Here is a 17,960-nt window from a genome sequence, read left to right as displayed (position 1 = left end):
GTCGATGCCACCAGCGCTGGGCGGGGCAACCTCCATTCTGGCATCCGCCAGCTGCAACGGCAGCGGCGGCAGCGCCCTATCCTAGGCACCGGCAGCCCCCCGTTGGATGCCGCCCATGGCGCTCTCGCAATCCCCCAGCCACGTTCCCGTACTGGCCGCCGAAGTTGTGGCCTACCTCAACCCGCATGCGGGCGGGCACTATCTCGATGCCACTGTGGGGAGCGGAGGACACGCCCAGCAACTGCTCGAGGTAGCGCCCAACGGGCACCTCACGGCCCTGGATCGCGATGATAGCGCCCTGGCCGCCGCGCGCGCGCGCTTGGTGCCCTACGGGGAGCGAGTGCACTTTTGGCACGGCAATTTCGCTACCTTCGATCCGGGCGAAGCCCGCTTTGACGGCATCGTGGCCGATCTGGGGGCGAGCTCGGCCCAGTTGGATGCCCCCGAGCGCGGGTTTAGCTTCCGGGCCGAAGCCCCGCTGGATATGCGCATGGACCGGCAGCAGGCACTGAGGGCCGCCGACATTGTCAACGGCTGGAGCGAGCGCGCCCTAGCCGATTTGCTCTACGACTGCGGCGAAGAGCGGCGGGCGCGGCGCATCGCGCGGCGCATCGTTCGCGAGCGACCGTTTGCCACCACCACGGCGCTGGCTGCCGCTATCGCGCGCGGGGCCGGCCGGGACCATCGCATTCATCCCGCCACGCGCAGCTTCCAAGCGCTGCGCATTGCCGTCAACGACGAGCTGCGATCGCTGGAGGCCTTCCTGCAGCGAGCCAGCGGCTGGCTGCGCCCGGGCGCCCGGTTGGCGATCGTCAGCTTCCACAGCCTCGAGGACCGCCGCGTCAAGAACCAGCTGCGGGCCGACCCCAGCCTAGCCGTCGAGACGAAAAAGCCCTTAACGCCGGCAAGCGCCGAACGGGACCGCAACCCGCGCGCCCGTTCGGCCAAGCTGCGCGTCGCGCGCAAGCGCGAGCCGACAGACGGGGCAGCCTAAGCCCCATTCTGGGGATCGCGGGCTCGCAGCTCGGCCGCATGGGGGGATGGGCCAGTCTCGCGCGGTAGCGCAAGGCTGCTGGCAGTGCCAACGCGGCGCGGCAGCACCACGCCAAAGCGCGAACCTTGCCCGGGCGCGCTCTCAACCCAGACCTGGCCCTGCATGCGCTCGGCTAGCGCCCGGACGATGGCCAGGCCCGATCCCGTACCGCCGTGGTGGCGCGTCGTGCTTCCATCGCGCTGCCAGAAGCGATCGAAAGCCTGGGCTTGCTGCCGCTCGCTGAGGCCAATTCCGGTGTCGCGAACGGCCAGCTCGAGCGTTTGGGGCGAGCGCTCGCGCAGCTCGACCGTCACGCGGCCCATGGGGGTGAACTTGATGGCGTTGGCGATCAAATGGGTCAGCAACTGGCGGACGCGCCGCCGGTCGTTGCGGGTGTAGGGATCGGCCAACTCGCTCTCGAGGACGAGGGCCAGCTGCTTTTGCTCGGCCAGCGATCGCAGCTCCTCGACGGTGGATCGGGCCAGCTCGCGCAGATCGAAGGGGGCTGGCTCGAGGCGCAGGCGCCCAGCTTCCAATTGCGCGAGCGCGAGAATGTCGTTAATGAGCGCTAGCAGCGCTTGGCTGTTGCTGTGGATGCGCTCGAGCATTTGCTGCTGCTGCAGCGTTAGCCCGCTAGGGCCCTGGCGCAGCAGCAACTGGGAGAACCCGAGGATGGCATTCATGGGCGTGCGCAGCTCGTGGGAGACGGTATCCGCGGCGCCTTGCAGGAACGAGCGGTAGCGCGCTTCGCTCTCGCGCAGCTGTTGGTGGGCCGCCTCGATTTGCTGCTGGGCTTGCCGGTGGCGGTGGGCCTGATGGAGCGCCCGGGTCAGGGTGGCCGGCCCTAGCCGCTCGGGCGTCAAGCCATCGCAGGCCCCCGCCGCGATCGCCTCAGCCACGGCGCTATCGCTCTCGGCCAGCGCAATGGCAGGCAAGCGGTCGTTCTGCGCCCGGATGCGACGGACTAGCGCCGGCGCCCCGGCTGACGCCAAGCTGCCATCCAGAACGGCAACCTCGATGGCAAGCTCGCGCGCTAGCACCGCAAGTGCCTCTGACAGGCTCTTGACCTCGATGCACCTGGGCTGGATCAGCTCGGCCAAGGTGCAGGCCACGCGCTGCCGAAGCCGGGCATCCGCAATGGCTAGCAGCACTGCCTGCAGCTTAGGGGGATCGCTCATTGAGCTGGGTGCACCGTTTTACCACTGTTTAACCCTAGTCCCCTGCAGGGGGATCCGGGCTCTACCCTGCTGCTGAATTGCAGCCAGCGCGTGATCGCGGCGGTCGCTGTATAATTCAGGGAAATAGTCCGCCAGCAAGCAAACGCAGCCGCCTCGGCGCGCTGCGCGCGTGGGAGGGCAGCTCATGGGGGCTATGCGGGTAGTGCTGGTCGAAGACCACGATCTGACGCGGGTGGGCCTGCGGACAGCACTCCAGCGACGCGGCGGAATCGAGCTGGTTGCCGAAGCGGCCGACGGCCGGCAGGGGCAGCACTGCATCGAAACCGAGCGGCCTGATGTCGCCATTATTGACATTGGCTTGCCCGATATCGATGGCATCGAGCTGACGCGGCGTTTCAAGCAAGCACAAGCGCGCGACGAGCGGCTCCAGCACACCAAAGTCCTGATCCTGACGCTCTACGACAGCCGCGAGGCTGTCCTGGCCGCTTTTGCGGCCGGAGCGGACTCTTACTGCATGAAAAGCATCAACTTCGATGTGCTCACCGAGGCCCTCAAGCTCACCCAGGAAGGCGAGTCCTGGATCGATCCCGCCATTGCCAAAATTGTGCTGTCGCATGCCCGATTGGCCGATGGCGCCAGCGAGGGAGGCGATGCCCCCCAGAGCACTGGCCCAAATGACAATGCCGCCCCTGCCCATGCCGAGGCCGCCACTGGCGATCCGTCGCAGGCCGCTTACCCGCTAACCGAGCGCGAACTCGAGGTGCTGCGCTCGATCGTGGATGGGGCCAGCAATGCCGAGATCGCCCAGCAGCTCTACATTACGGTCGGCACGGTCAAAACCCACGTGCGCAACATCCTCAACAAGCTCTGCGCTGAGGATCGCACCCAAGCTGCCGTCCGCGCCCTGCGATCGGGTCTGATCGGCTAAATAGGGCGCCACCCTCGCGCGCGCCGAGGTTGCTGCCCCGCCAGCCGCGCAGCAGCTTGTTCCGGGCGGTAAGGTGGTTCTGGCGCTCAGCCTAGCAATTGCCAGCGCGCTCGTTGCCCAGCAGATAGCCGCCTGGCTGCGCTAGGGCGCCCCGCGCAGCCGCTGTTACTGTCGCCGGAACGCCCATGCTGTGGTTGCTGTTTGCCGCCCTAACGGCGGTGTGCGGGTCCCTGCGCGATCTGGCCAGCAAGCGCGGCCTCCAGGATCTGGATGCTTACGTTGTCACTTGGGCCTCGCGCGCGTTCGCGCTGCCAGTGCTGCTGCCAGCGCTGCTGGTGGACGAGTTACCCGAGCTAGGCGATCACTTTGGCCTGGTGCTGGCTGCGGCCCTGGGCATCCAAGTGGTGGCCAACCTGCTCTACTTTCGGGCCCTGCAGCAATCGGATCTCTCGCTGACTGTCCCCATCGTTTCGTTTACGCCGCTGTTTTTGTTTGCTACGGCCCCGCTGATTGTGGGCGAGCGCTTGAGCAGCTGGGACGCGCTGGGCATGGCCAGCATTGTGAGCGGCTCCTACGCGCTCAGCTTGAGCCGCCGCCAGCAGGGGGTGCTGGCGCCGTTTCGGGCCTTGTTCCGCCAGCGTGGGCCCCAACTCATGCTGGGTGTGGCGTTTTGCTGGAGCCTGCTGTCAACCCTCAACAAAGTGGGCGTGCGCAACTCCTCGCCGGCGTTTTGGGCGGCGACAACCTCGGTGATGCTCGTGGCCGCCCTATCGCCCATCGTGCTGGCGCGCTCGCGCGCGCCCCTAGCCCAGCTCGCCCGCCACCTGCCCATCGCGATCGCCACGGGCCTCCTCCAAGGCCTGACGGTGCTGTTTCTGATGCAGGCGCTGCAGCTAACGCTGGTCGCCCACGTGGTCGCCGTCAAGCGCACCAGCATTTTGATCTCGGCCCTGCTGGGCCACCTGCTTTTGGCCGAGCCAGGGCTGCGCGAGCGCGGCACGGGGGCTGCCATCATGGTTGCGGGCGTCGCGATCGTCACGCTGCTATAGCTGCCGCGCATGCCAGCCAAAGCACCTACTGAGCCCGCGCTCCAACGCGCCGTCTTTTGCGATTTTGACGGCACCATTACCGCCGAAGATACGTTTTCGGTCATGCTGCAAGCTTTTGCGCCGGCCGAATCGGCGCGCTTGCTCCCAGAGCTGTACGCCGGCCGGATCGCGCTGCGAACGGGCGTCCGGCAGGCGCTCGAGGCCATTCCCAGCCGGCACTACCCGGCCATGGTGGCCCACGCCGACAGCCAGCCGCTCAGGCCGGGGTTGAGCGAGCTGTTGGATTTTCTCGACGCGCGCGGCATCCCGCTCCACGTGGTCTCAGGTGGGCTTCGCGGCATGGTGGAGCGCGTTTTGAGCCGCCAGCGCAGCGGGGACTGCTCGCTGCTCGAGCGCGTGGCTTCCGTCTCGGCGCTAGAGCTCAATGCCAGCAGCGAGTACCTGCGGGTGCGCTCGGCTTTTGAGGGCGGCGACGAGCTCGTCTCCAAAGTGCAGGTCATGGCGCAATCCGGTGCCCGCGAGCGGATCGCCATCGGCGACTCGCTGACGGATCTCAACATGGCCCGGGCCGCCGATCTGACCTTTGCCCGCGATCGCCTGGGGCGCTACCTCCAAGCCGAGAACGTTGCTTACGTGCCCTGGAACGACTTTTTCCAGGTGAGGGCTTATCTGGCTCAGTGGTGGGAGGCGGCCTGAGGGCCGGTGCGTTTGGGGATGGCGGTGCGTTCCGGTAGGATTGCTGGCTGGTAGGTGCTCAGCTCAAGCACGATGGCAGCTCCCGCCGCAGCACCGCGCTGGTTCGTCCGGCAGGACATCGATGGGTTCTTTGGGCTGGCGTTGGACAACCTGGTCCAGATCCTGGCGATCGTGGCCCTAACTCAGGGCGTACTGGATTTCCCGCCCCAAATTCTCTACGGCCGGGTGCTGCCCAGCCTGGCGATGGGGTTGATTGTGGGCAACGGTTACTACAGCTGGCTGGCCTACCGGCAAGGGCGGCGCGAGGGCCGCGACGACATCACGGCCCTGCCCTACGGCATCAACACCGTCAGCCTGTTTGCCTTTATCTTTCTGGTCATGCTGCCGGTCAAGTCGCAGGCCATGGCGGACGGCGCGACCGCAACTGAAGCGGCCCGACTGGCGTGGCAAGCCGGCATGGTGGCCTGCCTGGGCTCGGGGCTGATCGAGCTAATTGGGGCTTTCGCGGTCGATCGCCTGCGCCGCTTCATCCCGCGGGCGGCGCTGCTGGGCACGCTGGGCGGCGTTGCCCTGACCTTCATTGCCATGAAGTTTGTGCTGCGCACCTATGCCTATCCGCTGGTAGGGCTGGTGCCGCTGGCGGTCGTTTTGCTGACCTACTTTGGTAGCGTCCGGTTTCGCCTGCCGCTGACGAACGCGGTCTTGCCCGGCGGACTGGTCGCGCTGGTACTGGGTACGGCGCTGGCTTGGGCTACCGGGCTGGCCAGCTGGGATGCTCAAGCGTTTGCCCAAGCGCGCGAGCCGCTGGGCGCCTACCTGCCCCAGCTCTGGATGGGCGAGTTGTGGCAGCAGCGCGGCGTCCTAGTGGACTTTTTTAGCGTCATCGTCCCCATGGGTCTGTTCAACCTCATTGGCTCGCTGCAGAATTTGGAGAGCGCCGAGGCCGCTGGCGATCGCTACCCGGGGCCGCCCTGCCTGGCCGTCAACGGCATCGGTTCTATTGCCGTCGCCCTATTCGGCTCCTGCTTTCCCACCACCATCTACATCGGCCATCCCGGTTGGAAGGCCCTGGGCGCGCGCGTGGGCTACTCCTGGCTCAACGGGGCCGTCATGGGGCTGTTTTGCCTGACCGGTGCCTTTGGGCTGCTGGCGTTTTTCATTCCCATTGAGAGCGGCATGGCGATCGTGCTCTGGATCGGGCTGGCCATTGTGGCCCAGAGCTTTACCGCCATTCCAGCGCGCCACGTACCGGCGGTGGCCATTGCCCTGCTGCCCGGCATTGCCGGCTGGGGGGCTTCGGTGGCCAAAAGCGCACTCCAGGCGGCCGGCATGGGCACACCCAAGCGTCCCCTCTCGGCCAACTCGGACGAGCTCCTGGCGGCCTTCCAAAATGCCGATACCTACATTGGCGGGGCGTTTGCCCTCGAGCAGGGCCTGATCTTCTCGGCCATGCTGCTGGCGGCCATGACCGCTGCCATTATCGATCGCGAGTTCCTCAAGGCGGCACTGTGGTCGTTGGTTGCAGCCGCCCTAGCCTGGGTGGGCCTGATCCACGGCTACCGATGGACGGTAGGTAGCACAGCCATCCAGCTCGATTGGGGTGCTGCTGCCGAGTGGGCCCTGGGCTATATGCTCGTGGCCGTCCTGTTGCTCTACGCGCAGTGGCAGAAGCGCGGGAGCACTGCCGCCCGGCCGGCCGCAGCTCAAGCGGCCGAGGGGAACACCCGCGACTGAAGCGGCAGGACACCCCCAAACTGCAGCAGCAGGACTTCCCAGGCCAAGCGCGGCTGCGCGTAGGCTTGCAGGGCGTGGCGTCCTTGGACCAAGGCCGGTAGCGGACAGTGGGGCAGCTGGCCCTGCAAGTACTGCTGCCAGTAGCTGGACTGCAAGGCATCGAGCAGCCATAGCTGGGTCTCGGCCTCGAGCTGCGAGGCGGCTTCGGCCGCTAGCTGCAGCAACTCGCGCTCGAAGGCAGCGCGAGCGGCCGCATCGCGCTGTTTGAGTCCAGCTTGCGGAACCGCGCGCAGATCGGCCAGCAGCCCCGCCGGCAAGGCCTGCAGGCAAGCGGATGCGCGCAGGGCAGCGCCCGGTCGGCCCTGGGCGCTCGCCATAACCTCGGGCTGGGCCAGAACCCCGTGGTGCCCCTGCTGCTCCAGCACGCGCGCTACATCGGACTCCGAGAGACGGGAGAAGGGGATGCACTGGCAGCGCGAGGCGAGCGTTGGCAGTAGGGCGTACTGGCTGGGCGCGATCGCGATGGGGATCGTGCGGCCCGGTTCTTCCCAGGTTTTGAGCAGCGCGTTGGCAGCAGCCTCAGTCAAGGCCTCAGCGCCGTCAATGACGGCCACCGAGCGCGGCGCTTGCAGCGGGGGGCGGCTGGCAAACTCGGTCAGAGCGCGCGCGCGCTCGATGCCGATGCTCGGTTGCCCCCGGCCGGTTTCGGGGGCGATCCACAGGCAATCGGGATGGGTGCCGGCGCGCACTTGGCGCAGCGCTCGCTCGCGCGCCGCCGCTTCCTCACCGCCCAGCAACAGCGCGCTAAACGCTTCAGCTGCCCGGGCGCGTCCGACGCCCTGGGGACCGGCCAGCAGGTAAGCCGAGGCCAGCCGGCCTTGCCGGTAGCTGGCAGCTAGAAGCTCGATGGCGCGGTCCTGGCCGATGAGCGAGGCAAACGGATCCATGGCGATCAGCTAGCGTGCTGGCGGCCAGCCCAAGCGCTGCCGCACGACCGTGCGGATCTGCTGCTGGACTTGGTCCGATGGCCCCTCAGCATCAATGCGGGCAATGCGGTGCGGGCAAGCGGCTGCCAGCTGGGCAAAACCGTCGCGCACGCGCTGGTGGAATGCCCGCTCGGCGCCATCCATGCGATCAGTGCTGCCGCGCCGGTCGATCCGCGCCCGAGCGGTGGCGACATCCACATCCAGCCACAACGTCAGATCGCTGGCCAAACCGCCAGTGGCCATCTGGTGGAGCTGCTCGATGGACGCTAGGGCCAGGCCGCGGCCGTAGCCCTGATAGGCCAGCGTCGAGTCCGCGTAGCGATCACACAGCACGATCGCGCCCCGCTCGAGCTGCGGCCCGATAGTCTCGGCCACGTGCTGGGCCCGATCGGCTGCGTACAGCAGCAGCTCGGTACGCGCTGCCAGTTTGGGTCCCTCCAGCAGCAGCGATCGCAGCCGCTCGCCCACGGCGGTTCCGCCGGGCTCGCGCGTCGCCACGACCCACGGTCGGCCCACGCGGGCGGCCAGCCATGCCTGCGTCCGCTGCAGCTGGGTGGTTTTGCCGCAGCCTTCCACACCTTCAAAAGCGATCAGCGTTCCGCGCATCCTGACATTCGTTGGGTTGGGTCACGGGCGCTTGGTCTGGCCCCCTGCACGTTGGATAATATGGGGTGACTTGCCAACCAACCGATACTGACGGGAGCCGACTCGCCCGCTATGGCTCGCTATACCTGTTCTGCGGTCGTGGCCATTCCCTTCGAACAGCTGCAGGCATCCTTGGCCGAGGTGTTGCAAGCTTGCCACTTTGACATCATCTACGACACGGACGAATACGTCATGGCGCGCGAGCAACCCGGCCGCGTTAATTTTTCCAAGCTGGTTACCGTCGAGGTTCTGATCGATCGCACCACGGCAACGGCGAGTGAAGCGCGCCTGCACTTTGTGGTCAAAAACGACGAACTGCCGCTCCAGCTTGACAATCACTGCCGGCAAAGTTTCGATGCCCTGCAGCAAGCCGTAACGGGCTGCCAGCACTGGCAGCTGCTCGAGCACCAGGAGGCCGACAGCTCCCCCCTGCGCTGAGCCCACTGCCGCGACTCGCCTCAGCCCAAAACGGATTGTTACGCTAGGAGGAAAGACCCTATAACGGCACTGCGGTTGTCCGGATTGGGTGTTTTGCCGTTTGGGCCCATTTATCGCCTGCCGAAGGAGAGCGACGTCAGGCGGGCGAACGGACCGCATGCCTGGGGCGGTGTGGAGTTTTTGTCGCTTCCTCCACTTTGTCGTTCCCGAAGGGAGGTGAAACCCTCCATCAGAACGGCCTGAGGGAACGGACGCCCCACCCTTCTGCCGCCTGCAAGGCGCCGGGGAACTGGCCCCGGCGCTTTGCTTAGTGCGCAAGCTGGCCGACAGCCCGCTCGAGGGCATCCACCCCGCGCTCGACCTCATCGGCCGAGACAATCAGCGGCGGGACCAAACGCACCACGCCCGCGCCGGCAGCTGCCACCAGCAGGCCTTGTTGCAGGGCGGCTTTGACAATATCGAGCGCCTCCAGGCGGGCGTCCGCACGCAAAACGAGCCCTGAAATCACCCCCCAACCACGGACCCCTTCAAACAGCTGCGGGAACTGGCGGGCAAGGGCAGTTAGCCGCGAGCGCAATTGCTCGCCGCGCGCTCGGGCATTGGCCGGCAACCCGTCGCGCTCTAGGGTCTGCCCGACGGCCAGCGCTGCCGCACAGGCCAACGGATTGCCCCCAAAGGTGCTGGCGTGGTCGCCGGGCTCGAAGGCGTCGCAAAAGCGCTTGCACAGCATGGCCCCCATGGGGATGCCGCCGGCGAGGCCCTTGGCGCTGGTGATGGCATCGGGTTCGATCCCGAGCTGCTGGTAGCCCCAGAGCGTCCCGGTGCGGCCCATCCCGGTCTGGACTTCATCCATAATGAGTAGAATGCCGCGCTCGTCGCACAGCTGGCGCACGCGCTGGAAGTAGCTCGGATCGCCGGGGCGGACACCCCCCTCGCCCTGGAGCGGCTCCAGCATGATGGCTGCTACCTGCGGCGTTAGCGCGGCTTCAAGCGCCTCGCTATCGTTGTAAGGCACTTGGGCAAAGCCGGGCGGCAGCGGCTCGAACCCCTGCCGCACTTTGGCTTGGCCGGTGGCAGCCATGGTGGCTAGGGTGCGGCCGTGAAAGCTAGCGCGGGCGCTCAGGATCAGGGGCTCGGTTATGCCGCGGGCCGCGCGCGCGTGCTTGCGCGCCAGCTTGATAGCCGCTTCATTGGCCTCGGCGCCTGAGTTGCAAAAAAACGCCCGGTCCGCGCAGCTGCGCTCGACCAGCCACTGCGCCAGCTGCCCCTGCAGCGGCGTGTAGTACAGGTTGGAGGCATGGTGCAGGTGCTGCACCTGCTGCGTCACCGCCGCAACGAGCGCCGGATGGGCATGCCCCAGCGCGCAGGTGGCGACGCCGGCCACAAAATCTAGGTATTCGTTGCCTTGGGTATCCCACAAGCGGCAGCCTTCGCCCCGCTCCAGGGCCACGGGCAAGCGCCGGTAGGTGCCCATGACGCAGGCATCAAAAGCGCTGGGGTCAAAACCGGGCGCTGCGGCGTTGGCGGCCTTGCCTCGGGCGGGATCCGCACTCACAAAAGGCTCCTTGCCTGCTAGGGGGCTGGGCTGATTCTAGCGGTGGCAGCACCGCCAGCCAAGCGCAACTGACCTCAGGGTGCCAAAACGCTATCATCGCGGCTGACTTTTGCCGGCACCGCGCGTATGGTGCACATCAAGCGCTTGGAGCTGTCCAATTTCAAATCGTTCGGTAAGGCAACCCAAATCCCGCTTCGGCCTGGCTTTACCGTTGTCTCGGGGCCCAACGGCTCGGGCAAATCCAACATCCTCGATGCGCTGCTGTTTGCCCTCGGGCTCTCGGGCTCCAAAGGCATGCGGGCGGAACGGTTGCCCGATCTAGTCAGCCACAGCAAGCGCAACGGCCGCGCGCGCGTCGATACCCGGGTTACGGTCACCTTTGATATCTCCGATTGGAGCGACCCCCAAGAAATTCCCGAGAGCGGCGAGTGGCAGGTAACGCGGCGCTTGCGCCTCAACGAGCAAGGCCAGTACAGCTCGAGCTACTATGTCAACGATGAGCCGCTCACCCGAAGCGAGCTGCACGAGCGGCTCTACCGCATGCGGATCTATCCCCAAGGCTACAACGTGGTGCTGCAGGGGGATGTCACCCGCATCATTACCATGAATGCGCGCGAGCGTCGCGAGATCGTTGACGAGCTCGCGGGCGTTGCCGACTACGATCGCAAAATCGCGCAGGCGCGCGAAACACTGGAGGACGTGCGCGAGCGCGAAGAACGCTGCCGCGTGGTGGAAACCGAGCTAATCCAAACCCGCGATCGCGCTGCTGCCGAGCGGGACAAGGCCGAGCGCTACCGCGAGCTCAAAAGCCACATCCAGCAGTTGCAGCAGTGGGAAGCTGTGCTGGCGTGGCGCTCGCTGCAGCAAGACGAGGCCCAACTGCAAGCCCAAATCGAGGCCCACCAGCGCGAGCGGGCGCAACTGGACGAGCGGCTGGAGGCGCTAAGCAGCGAAATCGAGCAAGCCCGGGCGCAGCTCGAGGACTGCAACGCCCGCGTCCGCGACCTGGGCGAGGACCAGCAGCTGGCGCTGACCTCCCAGCTGGCGACCCAACAGACCCAGCAGCAGCAGTTGCAGCAGCGCCAGCAGGAGCTGGCGGAGAGCGCGCGCGAGGCCGAGACCGAGCTGGTGCAAGCCCAGCAGGCGCTAGCGCAGCACCAGCAAGCGCTGGAACGCGTCCAACAAGAGCAGGCGCGCTTGGAGAACGAGCGGCTCGTGGCGCTAGAAGCCCAGCGCGATCGCGCCCAGCAAGCGCTGGAGCAGCAGCGCAGCGAAGCCGATCGCTTGGCCGCCGCTGCCGAGACGTGGCTCCAGCAACATACGGATCTGAGCCAGCGCATTGCTAAACTGCAGCAGGCGCTCGAGCCGCAGCGCAACGAGAGCGCGCAACTGCAAGAGCGCCAGCGCCAGCTGCAGGCCCAGCTCGACGAGCAAACCCAAGCGCGTGAGGCCATCCAGCCCGATTGGGAGGCAGCCCAGCAGGAGCACGCGCGGCTGGAGCGCCAAGCTCACCAATGGCAGCAGCAGCAGCAGGCCCTAGCCGAGCGCTTGGCCGCTGCCCGCCAGGAGAGCGAAACGCAACAGCAAACCCGCGATCGCTTGCGTCAGGAGTGGCACGACAAGCAACGCCAGCTCGATCGGCTCGAGGCGACCCAGCACGCCCGACAAGAAGCCCAGGGCACCCGGGCCACCCAGACCCTGCTGCAATCCGCTCTGGAGGGTATCTGCGGCCTGGTGGCGCAGCTGGGCCAAGTCGCACCGTCCTACCAACTCGCGCTGGAGACGGCGGCAGGCGGCCGCTTGGGCCATGTGGTAGTTGAAGATGACTCAGTCGCGGCGGCCGGCATCGAACTGCTGCGGCAGCAAAAGGCCGGGCGCGCCACGTTTTTGCCGCTCAACAAGCTGCGCCCGCCGCGATCGCGAGCCGATGCCGAGCTCAAGCAAGCCCGCGGCTTTTTGGATTACGCGGTCAATCTGATCGAGCACCCGCCGCGCTATCGCAACGTCTTTGCCTATGTCCTGGGCGATACGGCAGTTTTTGAGACCCTAGATGACGCCCGCCGCCACCTGGGCCGCAACCGCATCGTCACCCTGCAAGGCGAGCTACTGGAGCGCAGCGGCGCCATCAGCGGTGGCAGCCAGGCCCAGCGACCGCTGCTGCGCTTGGGGACTGACGCCTCGAGCGACACCGGCGAGAGCGAAGCACTCAAGCAGCGTCTGCAGGATATTGAGGCGGTACTGGACGAGTGCGAGCGGACCCTACAGGCGCACAGCGAAGAAATCGAGCGGCTGGAGCGCGATCGCTCGCAAGCCCAGCAGCAGCAGCAAGCATGCCAGTGGCAGTGCCAGCAGCTGCAGCAGCAAATCCAGCGCCTGAGCCAGCAGCGGGATGAGCTCGATGCCACCCTAAGCGAGCGCCAGCGCGAGCTGGCCTCGGTCACCGAGCAGCTGCAAGCGCTCGAGCAGTCCCTGCCCGAACGCGAGGCCGAGCTCGAGCGCGCCCAGCAGCAGCTCGCCCAGCTCGAGCGCTCCCACACCCACCAGCGCTGGCAGCAAATCCAGCGCGAGATCGCGCAGCAACAAGACCAGCTCCAGGCCTGCGAGCGCGATCTGCAATCCGAGCGCGAAGCGCGCCAGGAAGCTGCCGACCGACAGCAGCGCTTGCGAGACCAAATTCAGGCATGCCAGCAGCGCCAGCAAGCATCCCAGCAGCGGCAGCAACAACTGCAGCGCCAGCGCGACGAGCTGGCGGAGGAGCTCAGCACGCTCGAGGCGCAAATCGAGCAGACGCAACGCGAGCTGACCCAACTCTCGCAGCAGCTGGATGGCGCCAAGCAAGCCCGCGATCGCGCCGACGCCAATTTGCAGTCGCTGCAGCAGCGCCAGCAGCAAGCCCAATGGCGGCAGCAGCAGCTAGACCAGACCCTGCAGTCGCAGCAGGAGACGCTGCAAGCCACCCAGCAAAAGCGCCAAGCGCGCGAGGCCGAGCTGCCCGATCTGCTGCCAGAAGGCCCGCTGCCGCTAACGCCAGCCAACGGCAGCACCGATAGCGAGACGCCTGCGGCCCAACTCGAGCGGCTTCAGCCCGAGTTGCGGGATGCCCAAAAGCGCCTGCAAGCCATGGAGCCTGTCAACATGCTGGCGATTGAGGAGTACGAGCGCGCCCAGCAGCGGTTGCAAGATCTCAGCGACAAGCGCCAGACCCTAGAAGCCGAACGCACCGAGCTGCTCTCGCGGATCGAGAACTTTACCACCCAGCGCTTGCAAGCCTTCCACGAGGCCTTTGACGCCGTCAATCGCAACTTTAGGGCCATCTTCGCCCAACTCTCCGATGGGGACGGTTACTTGCAGCTGGATGACCCCGACGAGCCCGCCAACGGCGGTCTCAATCTAGTCGCCCATCCCCAGGGCAAGCCCGTGCAGCGGCTGCACGCCATGTCGGGCGGCGAAAAATCGCTCACGGCCCTGAGCTTTATTTTTGCCTTGCAGCACTATCGCCCCTCGCCGTTCTACGCCTTCGATGAGGTCGACATGTTCCTAGATGGGGCAAACGTCGAGCGATTAGCTAAAATGATCCGGCAGCAGGCACAACAGGCGCAGTTCATCGTCGTTAGCTTGCGCCGACCCACCATCAGCGCGGCCGATCGCACCCTGGGCGTTACCCAAGCCCGGGGCGCTCATACGCAGGTATTGGGGATAACTGTGCCCGCCAGCAGTCACTGACAGCCAAGGACCAGCGGGGCAGGCTAGGGGCGCATAGCAACGACCGACCGGATGTAATGACCACCGATCCCAATCGCTTACGCTCGGAATTTCTCAATACCCAGGTCATCGCGCGCGACAGCGGCAGGCGCCTGGGCATCATACGGGACATGCTGGTCGATATCGATCGGCGCGAAGTGGTTGCCCTAGGCTTGTGCGACAGCCTGTTGGCATTTAACGGCACGCCGCGCTACATGCTGCTGAGCGAAATCCGCCAGGCGGGCGACGTCATCCTGGTGGATGACGAAGAGGCCATTCAGGGGGTGGATGAGGGGCGCTACAACCGCGCAATCGGTAGCGAGGTCATAACCGAAACGGGCGAGCTGATCGGCCGCATCCGCGATTTTCAGTTCGACCTTGAGAGCGGCCAGATCGCCTCGCTCATTATTGCCTCGCTGAGCTATCCGCAAATCCCCGATAGCATCGTCAGCACCTACGAGCTGCCCGTTGACGAGCTCGTTAGCAGCGGGCCCAACCGCATCATCGTCTTTGAAGGGGCAGAAGAGCGCCTAACGCAACTCTCGGTGGGGCTGCTGGAGCGCTTGGGCATCGGGAGCCCCCCCTGGGAAAAAGACGAAGGCGACCTCTACCAGACCCAGACCGCGCGCCCCGAAAACCAGCTCGGTACCGGCGAGCCAGAGCGTCCGCCCGTCTCGCAAGCCGCCGAAGCCGAAACGGTGGAACCGCTCTATCAGGACGCCTGGGCCGAAGGCGATCGCGGCGAAGCCGAGCCGCTCGAGCGCGAGGGTTGGGCCGATGTGCCGGCAGCCGACTACCAAGAGCCCGAACCCGAACCGCTGCAGCAGCCGCGCAAGCCGCAGTACGACTACGACGACATGGAAACCGACTTGTGGGCGGAAGAAGCTCAGTCTGAGACGGAGGAAGAGTACCAGCCGCCTCGCATCAACTTGCCCGAGACGAGCAAGCGCAAGAGCAAAGCGCCCGAGCCCGAGTATGAGGAAGAAACCAACTACTGAGGCGCGCACGCCGGCCAGCGGGCCAGGCGCTGCACGATGCGATCGATCGCGGCGCGCATGGTAGGCACATTCCGACCGCTGCGGTTGAGCAGGATGGCAAACGTCAGGGTGGGCGCTTCGCCCGTTTCCAGATACCCGGATAGGGCCGATACGCCGGTCATGGTTCCGGTTTTGCCCTGCAGCCGACCGGCTGCGGCCGTTCCCTGCAAGCGCTCTTGCAGGGTGCCACTGCGACCGGCCACGGCCAGCGAATCTCGATAGACGCTGGCCTGAGGGGTCTGGGCCATTTGCCGCAGCGTTGCCACCAGGGCTTGCGGGCTGATGCGGTTGTGGCGCGATAGCCCCGAGCCGTCGGTGAGGGCGTAGCTCTCGCGCGGAACCCCGATCTCGCTCAGGACCTGCTCGATGGCCCGGGAACCGGTAGTGGCAACCGAGCGCGCCCCCAACTTGCGAAATAGGGCCTCGGCGTAGAGATTGTTGCTTTGCCGGTTGGTCGTTGCCACCAGCTCGGCCAGCGGCGGCGAGCTTAGGGTTGCTAGGGGGTCGCGCTCGGGCGGGCGGCTGGAGGCGACCGATGCTTGGCCCACTGCAATGCCGCGATCGCGCAAAGCCGACTGCAACGTCTGCACCCAGTAGCGCCCGGGTTGGGGAACTGACAGCTGCCAGGTTTGGGACTCGGCATCGGCGGGGAGCTGCCCGCCGACGCGAAGCACGGGCGTTCCTAGGCGGCCCGTCATGTTTATGGCCGGGGTGCTGCCGGCCGCCACCGTGAGGCTGCGGTTGCGCAAATCCCACTGGCGCGCTGCCACCGGATCGCGCCAGCGCAGTCGCAGCGGCTGACCCAACTGGCGCGGCTGCAACTGCAGCGGGGCAGCGTTGCCGTTGAGCATGAACGGATCGGGAATGGCCCCGTAGGCCGCGTAGGCATCTTCCCAAGCCCAGGTAGGCGGTACGGTCGGGCCGGGGGTGCCGCCGCGATCGGCGATCGCGCGCTCGATGCGGCGCACCCCCTGGCGGGCCAGTTGCTGCGCCAAGCGCTCGAGATCGCGCGTTTTCAGGCTGGGATCCCAGCGGCCGAAGATGCGCAAGGTCGCCAGTTCGGGCGGCGAGCCCGTCGCGTAGGCTGGGGTCTGGAAGCGAAACGAGCCCCCTAGCTCGCGCAGCGCAGCAGCAGTGGTGAGCAGCTTGGCGTTGGAGGCCGGGGTAAAGTACTGCCGGGGGTGGCGCGCGTACAGCGTTCGGCCGCCTTCCAAGGTACGGACCAAAACACCCCAGCGGGCGCGCTCGAGCGCCCCGCCCTCGGCGATCGCATCGATTGCGGTTGCCAGCTCGTCGCGGCACAGTCGCCGCTGCTGCTCGGCCGGTACCGGCTCAGCAGCCAGCGCCGCGTCAGCCGCAGGCAGTCCCCCGGCTAGGGGGCCTAAAAGCGCAGCGCTCAGCCAGCGTCCTAGCAACGCCAATACCTCCGGTCACTGCTCGCAAGGCTAGCGCCATACTACCCCCAGGCGCGGCGCAAGCGGAATAACCCGCGCAGCAGCGCCTGCAGGCGCGCGTTCTGCGCGTACTTCTGCTTGGTGAGCTGCAGGGCCGCCTGACTGTTGGCTTCGGCCAGGGTGGGATAGATGTGGATGGCGCTGGTGAGGGCCGAGGCTTTGAGGCCGTGCCTCATCGCCAGAATGACCTCGTGCACGATCTCGCCGGCCGATGGGCCCACAATGTGAGCGCCCAGGATCTGGCCGTTGTTGCGCGCGATTAGCTTGACAAAGCCTTCCGTTGCTGCCTCGGCTTGGGCGCGATCGACCTCGGCAAAATCCTGCTGCAGCACGCGAACGTCACTGCCGTAACGCCGCCGGGCTTGCTGCTCGGTGAGGCCCACGCGCGCCAGCTCGGGTTCGGTAAAGGTTGCCCAGGGCACGACGCGATAGTCAGCCTTTTTGGTGGGCCAAAAGAGCGCGTTTTGCAGGACAACGCTTGCCTCGTAGCTGGCCACGTGCGTAAACTGATACCCGCCAATAACATCGCCGCAACCGTAAATGCGCGGGTTGCTGGTTTGTAGCTTGGCATTGACGGCCAGACCTTGCGAGCCCGCGCGGACGCCGGCTGCTTCCAGGTTGAGCCCTTCCAGGTTGGGCTGCCGTCCGGTCGAGAGCAGGATTTGCTCGGCCGTGATCGCCTCGCCGCCAGCCTGGATGCGCTTGTAACCGCCCGCCAGCTCGACGCGCTCGGCGCGGGCCGATTTCACCACGCGGATGCCCTCAGCCTCGAACTGACGCTCCACGACCGCGGCCGCAGCGGGATCTTCTTGGGGCAAGAGTTGGTCCCGGCTGGCAATGACGGTGGCTTGGGCCCCCAAGCGGTGGAGGGCCTGCGCTAGCTCGCATCCGATGGGCCCGCCGCCAATGACCGCCAGCGAGCTGGGGCGCTCTTGCAGCGAAAAAACTTGCTCGTTGGTGACAAAGCCTGCCGCTTCCAGGCCCGCAACTGGCGGAACCAAGGGTCGGGAGCCGGTGGCAATGACAAAGCGCCTCGCCCGCAGCGTGCGCCCATTAACGGCAAAGGTGCGCCCGTCGCGAAATTGGCCCTCGCCAAAAATGACCTCAACCCCCATCGACTTAAAGCGCTCGGGCGAATCGTGGGGCTGAATGTTGGCGATCGTGCGGCGCACGTGCCCGTTGGCTTCGGCCAAGGCAATATTGGGTGGGGGCGTGCAGACGCCAAACCGCGAGCCGTGCTTGACTTGGTGGGCCACGCGGGCGGCGTGGATGAGCGATTTGCTGGGGACGCAGCCGTACCAGAGGCAATCGCCGCCCAGGCGGTCCTTTTCCACCAGCGCAACCCGGGCATTGAGCTGGGCGGCAGCGCCGGCAACGACCAACCCCCCCGAGCCGCCGCCAATAACGACGATGTCGTAATCTGCTGCCACAGTGGTCCCTTGCTAGCTCCCTCCAACTTACCTATCCCAGCAAGCGAGAATGAACG

At 66.5% G+C, this 17,960-nt stretch carries 14 protein-coding genes; 8 read left to right on the top strand and 6 right to left on the bottom strand.

Annotated elements, in window-relative coordinates; genetic code table 11:
• Positions 1–106 precede the first annotated feature (106 nt).
• The gene (locus tag BRC58_11010; GenBank protein ID PSP15834.1) at positions 107–994 is read left to right on the top strand and encodes a 16S rRNA (cytosine(1402)-N(4))-methyltransferase; all 888 of its coding nucleotides are present in this window, start codon (positions 107–109) and stop codon (positions 992–994) included.
• Here the strand turns inward: BRC58_11010 and BRC58_11005 are convergent.
• Positions 991–2,211, bottom strand: coding sequence for a hybrid sensor histidine kinase/response regulator (locus BRC58_11005; GenBank protein ID PSP15833.1), 1,221 nt, complete (start codon positions 2,209–2,211; stop codon positions 991–993). The genes BRC58_11010 and BRC58_11005 overlap by 4 nt on opposite strands.
• 184 nt (positions 2,212–2,395) lie before the next feature.
• On the opposite strand from BRC58_11005, the gene BRC58_11000 reads away from it, so the two are divergent.
• From BRC58_11000 to BRC58_10985, 4 genes are all read left to right on the top strand, one after another.
• A complete protein-coding gene (locus BRC58_11000) occupies positions 2,396–3,139 on the top strand; it encodes a DNA-binding response regulator (GenBank protein PSP15832.1) in 744 nt (247 codons plus the stop codon).
• Positions 3,140–3,324: 185 nt separating this feature from the next.
• Positions 3,325–4,188, top strand: a complete 864-nt coding sequence (locus tag BRC58_10995) for a hypothetical protein (GenBank protein PSP15831.1) — start codon at positions 3,325–3,327, stop codon at positions 4,186–4,188.
• Between the two features lie 9 nt (positions 4,189–4,197).
• Positions 4,198–4,884, top strand: coding sequence for a 2-hydroxy-3-keto-5-methylthiopentenyl-1-phosphate phosphatase (locus BRC58_10990; GenBank protein PSP15830.1), 687 nt, complete (start codon positions 4,198–4,200; stop codon positions 4,882–4,884).
• Positions 4,885–4,956: 72 nt separating this feature from the next.
• A complete protein-coding gene (locus BRC58_10985; GenBank protein ID PSP15829.1) occupies positions 4,957–6,618 on the top strand; it encodes a permease in 1,662 nt (553 codons plus the stop codon).
• On the opposite strand, the gene BRC58_10980 is transcribed toward BRC58_10985, so the two are convergent.
• Together BRC58_10980 and BRC58_10975 are read right to left on the bottom strand one after the other, a co-directional pair.
• Positions 6,588–7,565, bottom strand: a complete 978-nt coding sequence (locus BRC58_10980; protein PSP15828.1) for a DNA polymerase III subunit delta' — start codon at positions 7,563–7,565, stop codon at positions 6,588–6,590. The two genes, BRC58_10985 and BRC58_10980, sit on opposite strands and share 31 nt — an antisense overlap.
• Positions 7,566–7,574: 9 nt before the next feature.
• On the bottom strand, positions 7,575–8,210 hold the full coding sequence (locus tag BRC58_10975) for a dTMP kinase (protein ID PSP15827.1): 636 nt from the start codon (positions 8,208–8,210) through the stop codon (positions 7,575–7,577).
• A gap of 111 nt (positions 8,211–8,321) precedes the next feature.
• Between BRC58_10975 and BRC58_10970 the strand changes: the two genes are divergently transcribed.
• Positions 8,322–8,687 carry a hypothetical protein gene (locus BRC58_10970; protein ID PSP15826.1) on the top strand — a complete coding sequence of 122 codons (366 nt, stop codon included), beginning with the start codon at positions 8,322–8,324 and terminating at the stop codon, positions 8,685–8,687.
• A 307-nt stretch (positions 8,688–8,994) separates the two neighbouring features.
• On the opposite strand, the gene BRC58_10965 is transcribed toward BRC58_10970, so the two are convergent.
• Complete coding sequence (locus tag BRC58_10965) at positions 8,995–10,161, bottom strand: aspartate aminotransferase family protein (protein ID PSP15839.1); 1,167 nt, start codon at positions 10,159–10,161, stop codon at positions 8,995–8,997.
• Between the two features lie 207 nt (positions 10,162–10,368).
• On the opposite strand from BRC58_10965, the gene smc reads away from it, so the two are divergent.
• Together smc and BRC58_10955 are read left to right on the top strand one after the other, a co-directional pair.
• On the top strand, positions 10,369–13,965 hold the full coding sequence (gene smc, locus BRC58_10960; GenBank protein ID PSP15825.1) for a chromosome segregation protein SMC: 3,597 nt from the start codon (positions 10,369–10,371) through the stop codon (positions 13,963–13,965).
• Between the two features lie 56 nt (positions 13,966–14,021).
• On the top strand, positions 14,022–14,981 hold the full coding sequence (locus BRC58_10955; protein PSP15824.1) for a photosystem reaction center subunit H: 960 nt from the start codon (positions 14,022–14,024) through the stop codon (positions 14,979–14,981).
• Here BRC58_10955 and dacB read toward each other — a convergent pair.
• Both dacB and BRC58_10945 read right to left on the bottom strand, forming a co-directional pair.
• A complete protein-coding gene (gene dacB, locus BRC58_10950) occupies positions 14,975–16,441 on the bottom strand; it encodes a D-alanyl-D-alanine carboxypeptidase/D-alanyl-D-alanine-endopeptidase (protein PSP15823.1) in 1,467 nt (488 codons plus the stop codon). The two genes, BRC58_10955 and dacB, sit on opposite strands and share 7 nt — an antisense overlap.
• A 35-nt stretch (positions 16,442–16,476) precedes the next feature.
• A complete protein-coding gene (locus tag BRC58_10945; protein ID PSP15822.1) occupies positions 16,477–17,904 on the bottom strand; it encodes a pyridine nucleotide-disulfide oxidoreductase in 1,428 nt (475 codons plus the stop codon).
• Positions 17,905–17,960: the final 56 nt, after the last annotated feature.

The organism is Cyanobacteria bacterium QS_8_64_29 (assembly GCA_003022125.1).
Lineage (GTDB): Bacteria > Cyanobacteriota > Cyanobacteriia > Cyanobacteriales > Rubidibacteraceae > QS-8-64-29.
This window is presented reverse-complemented; position numbering and strand designations above follow the sequence as displayed.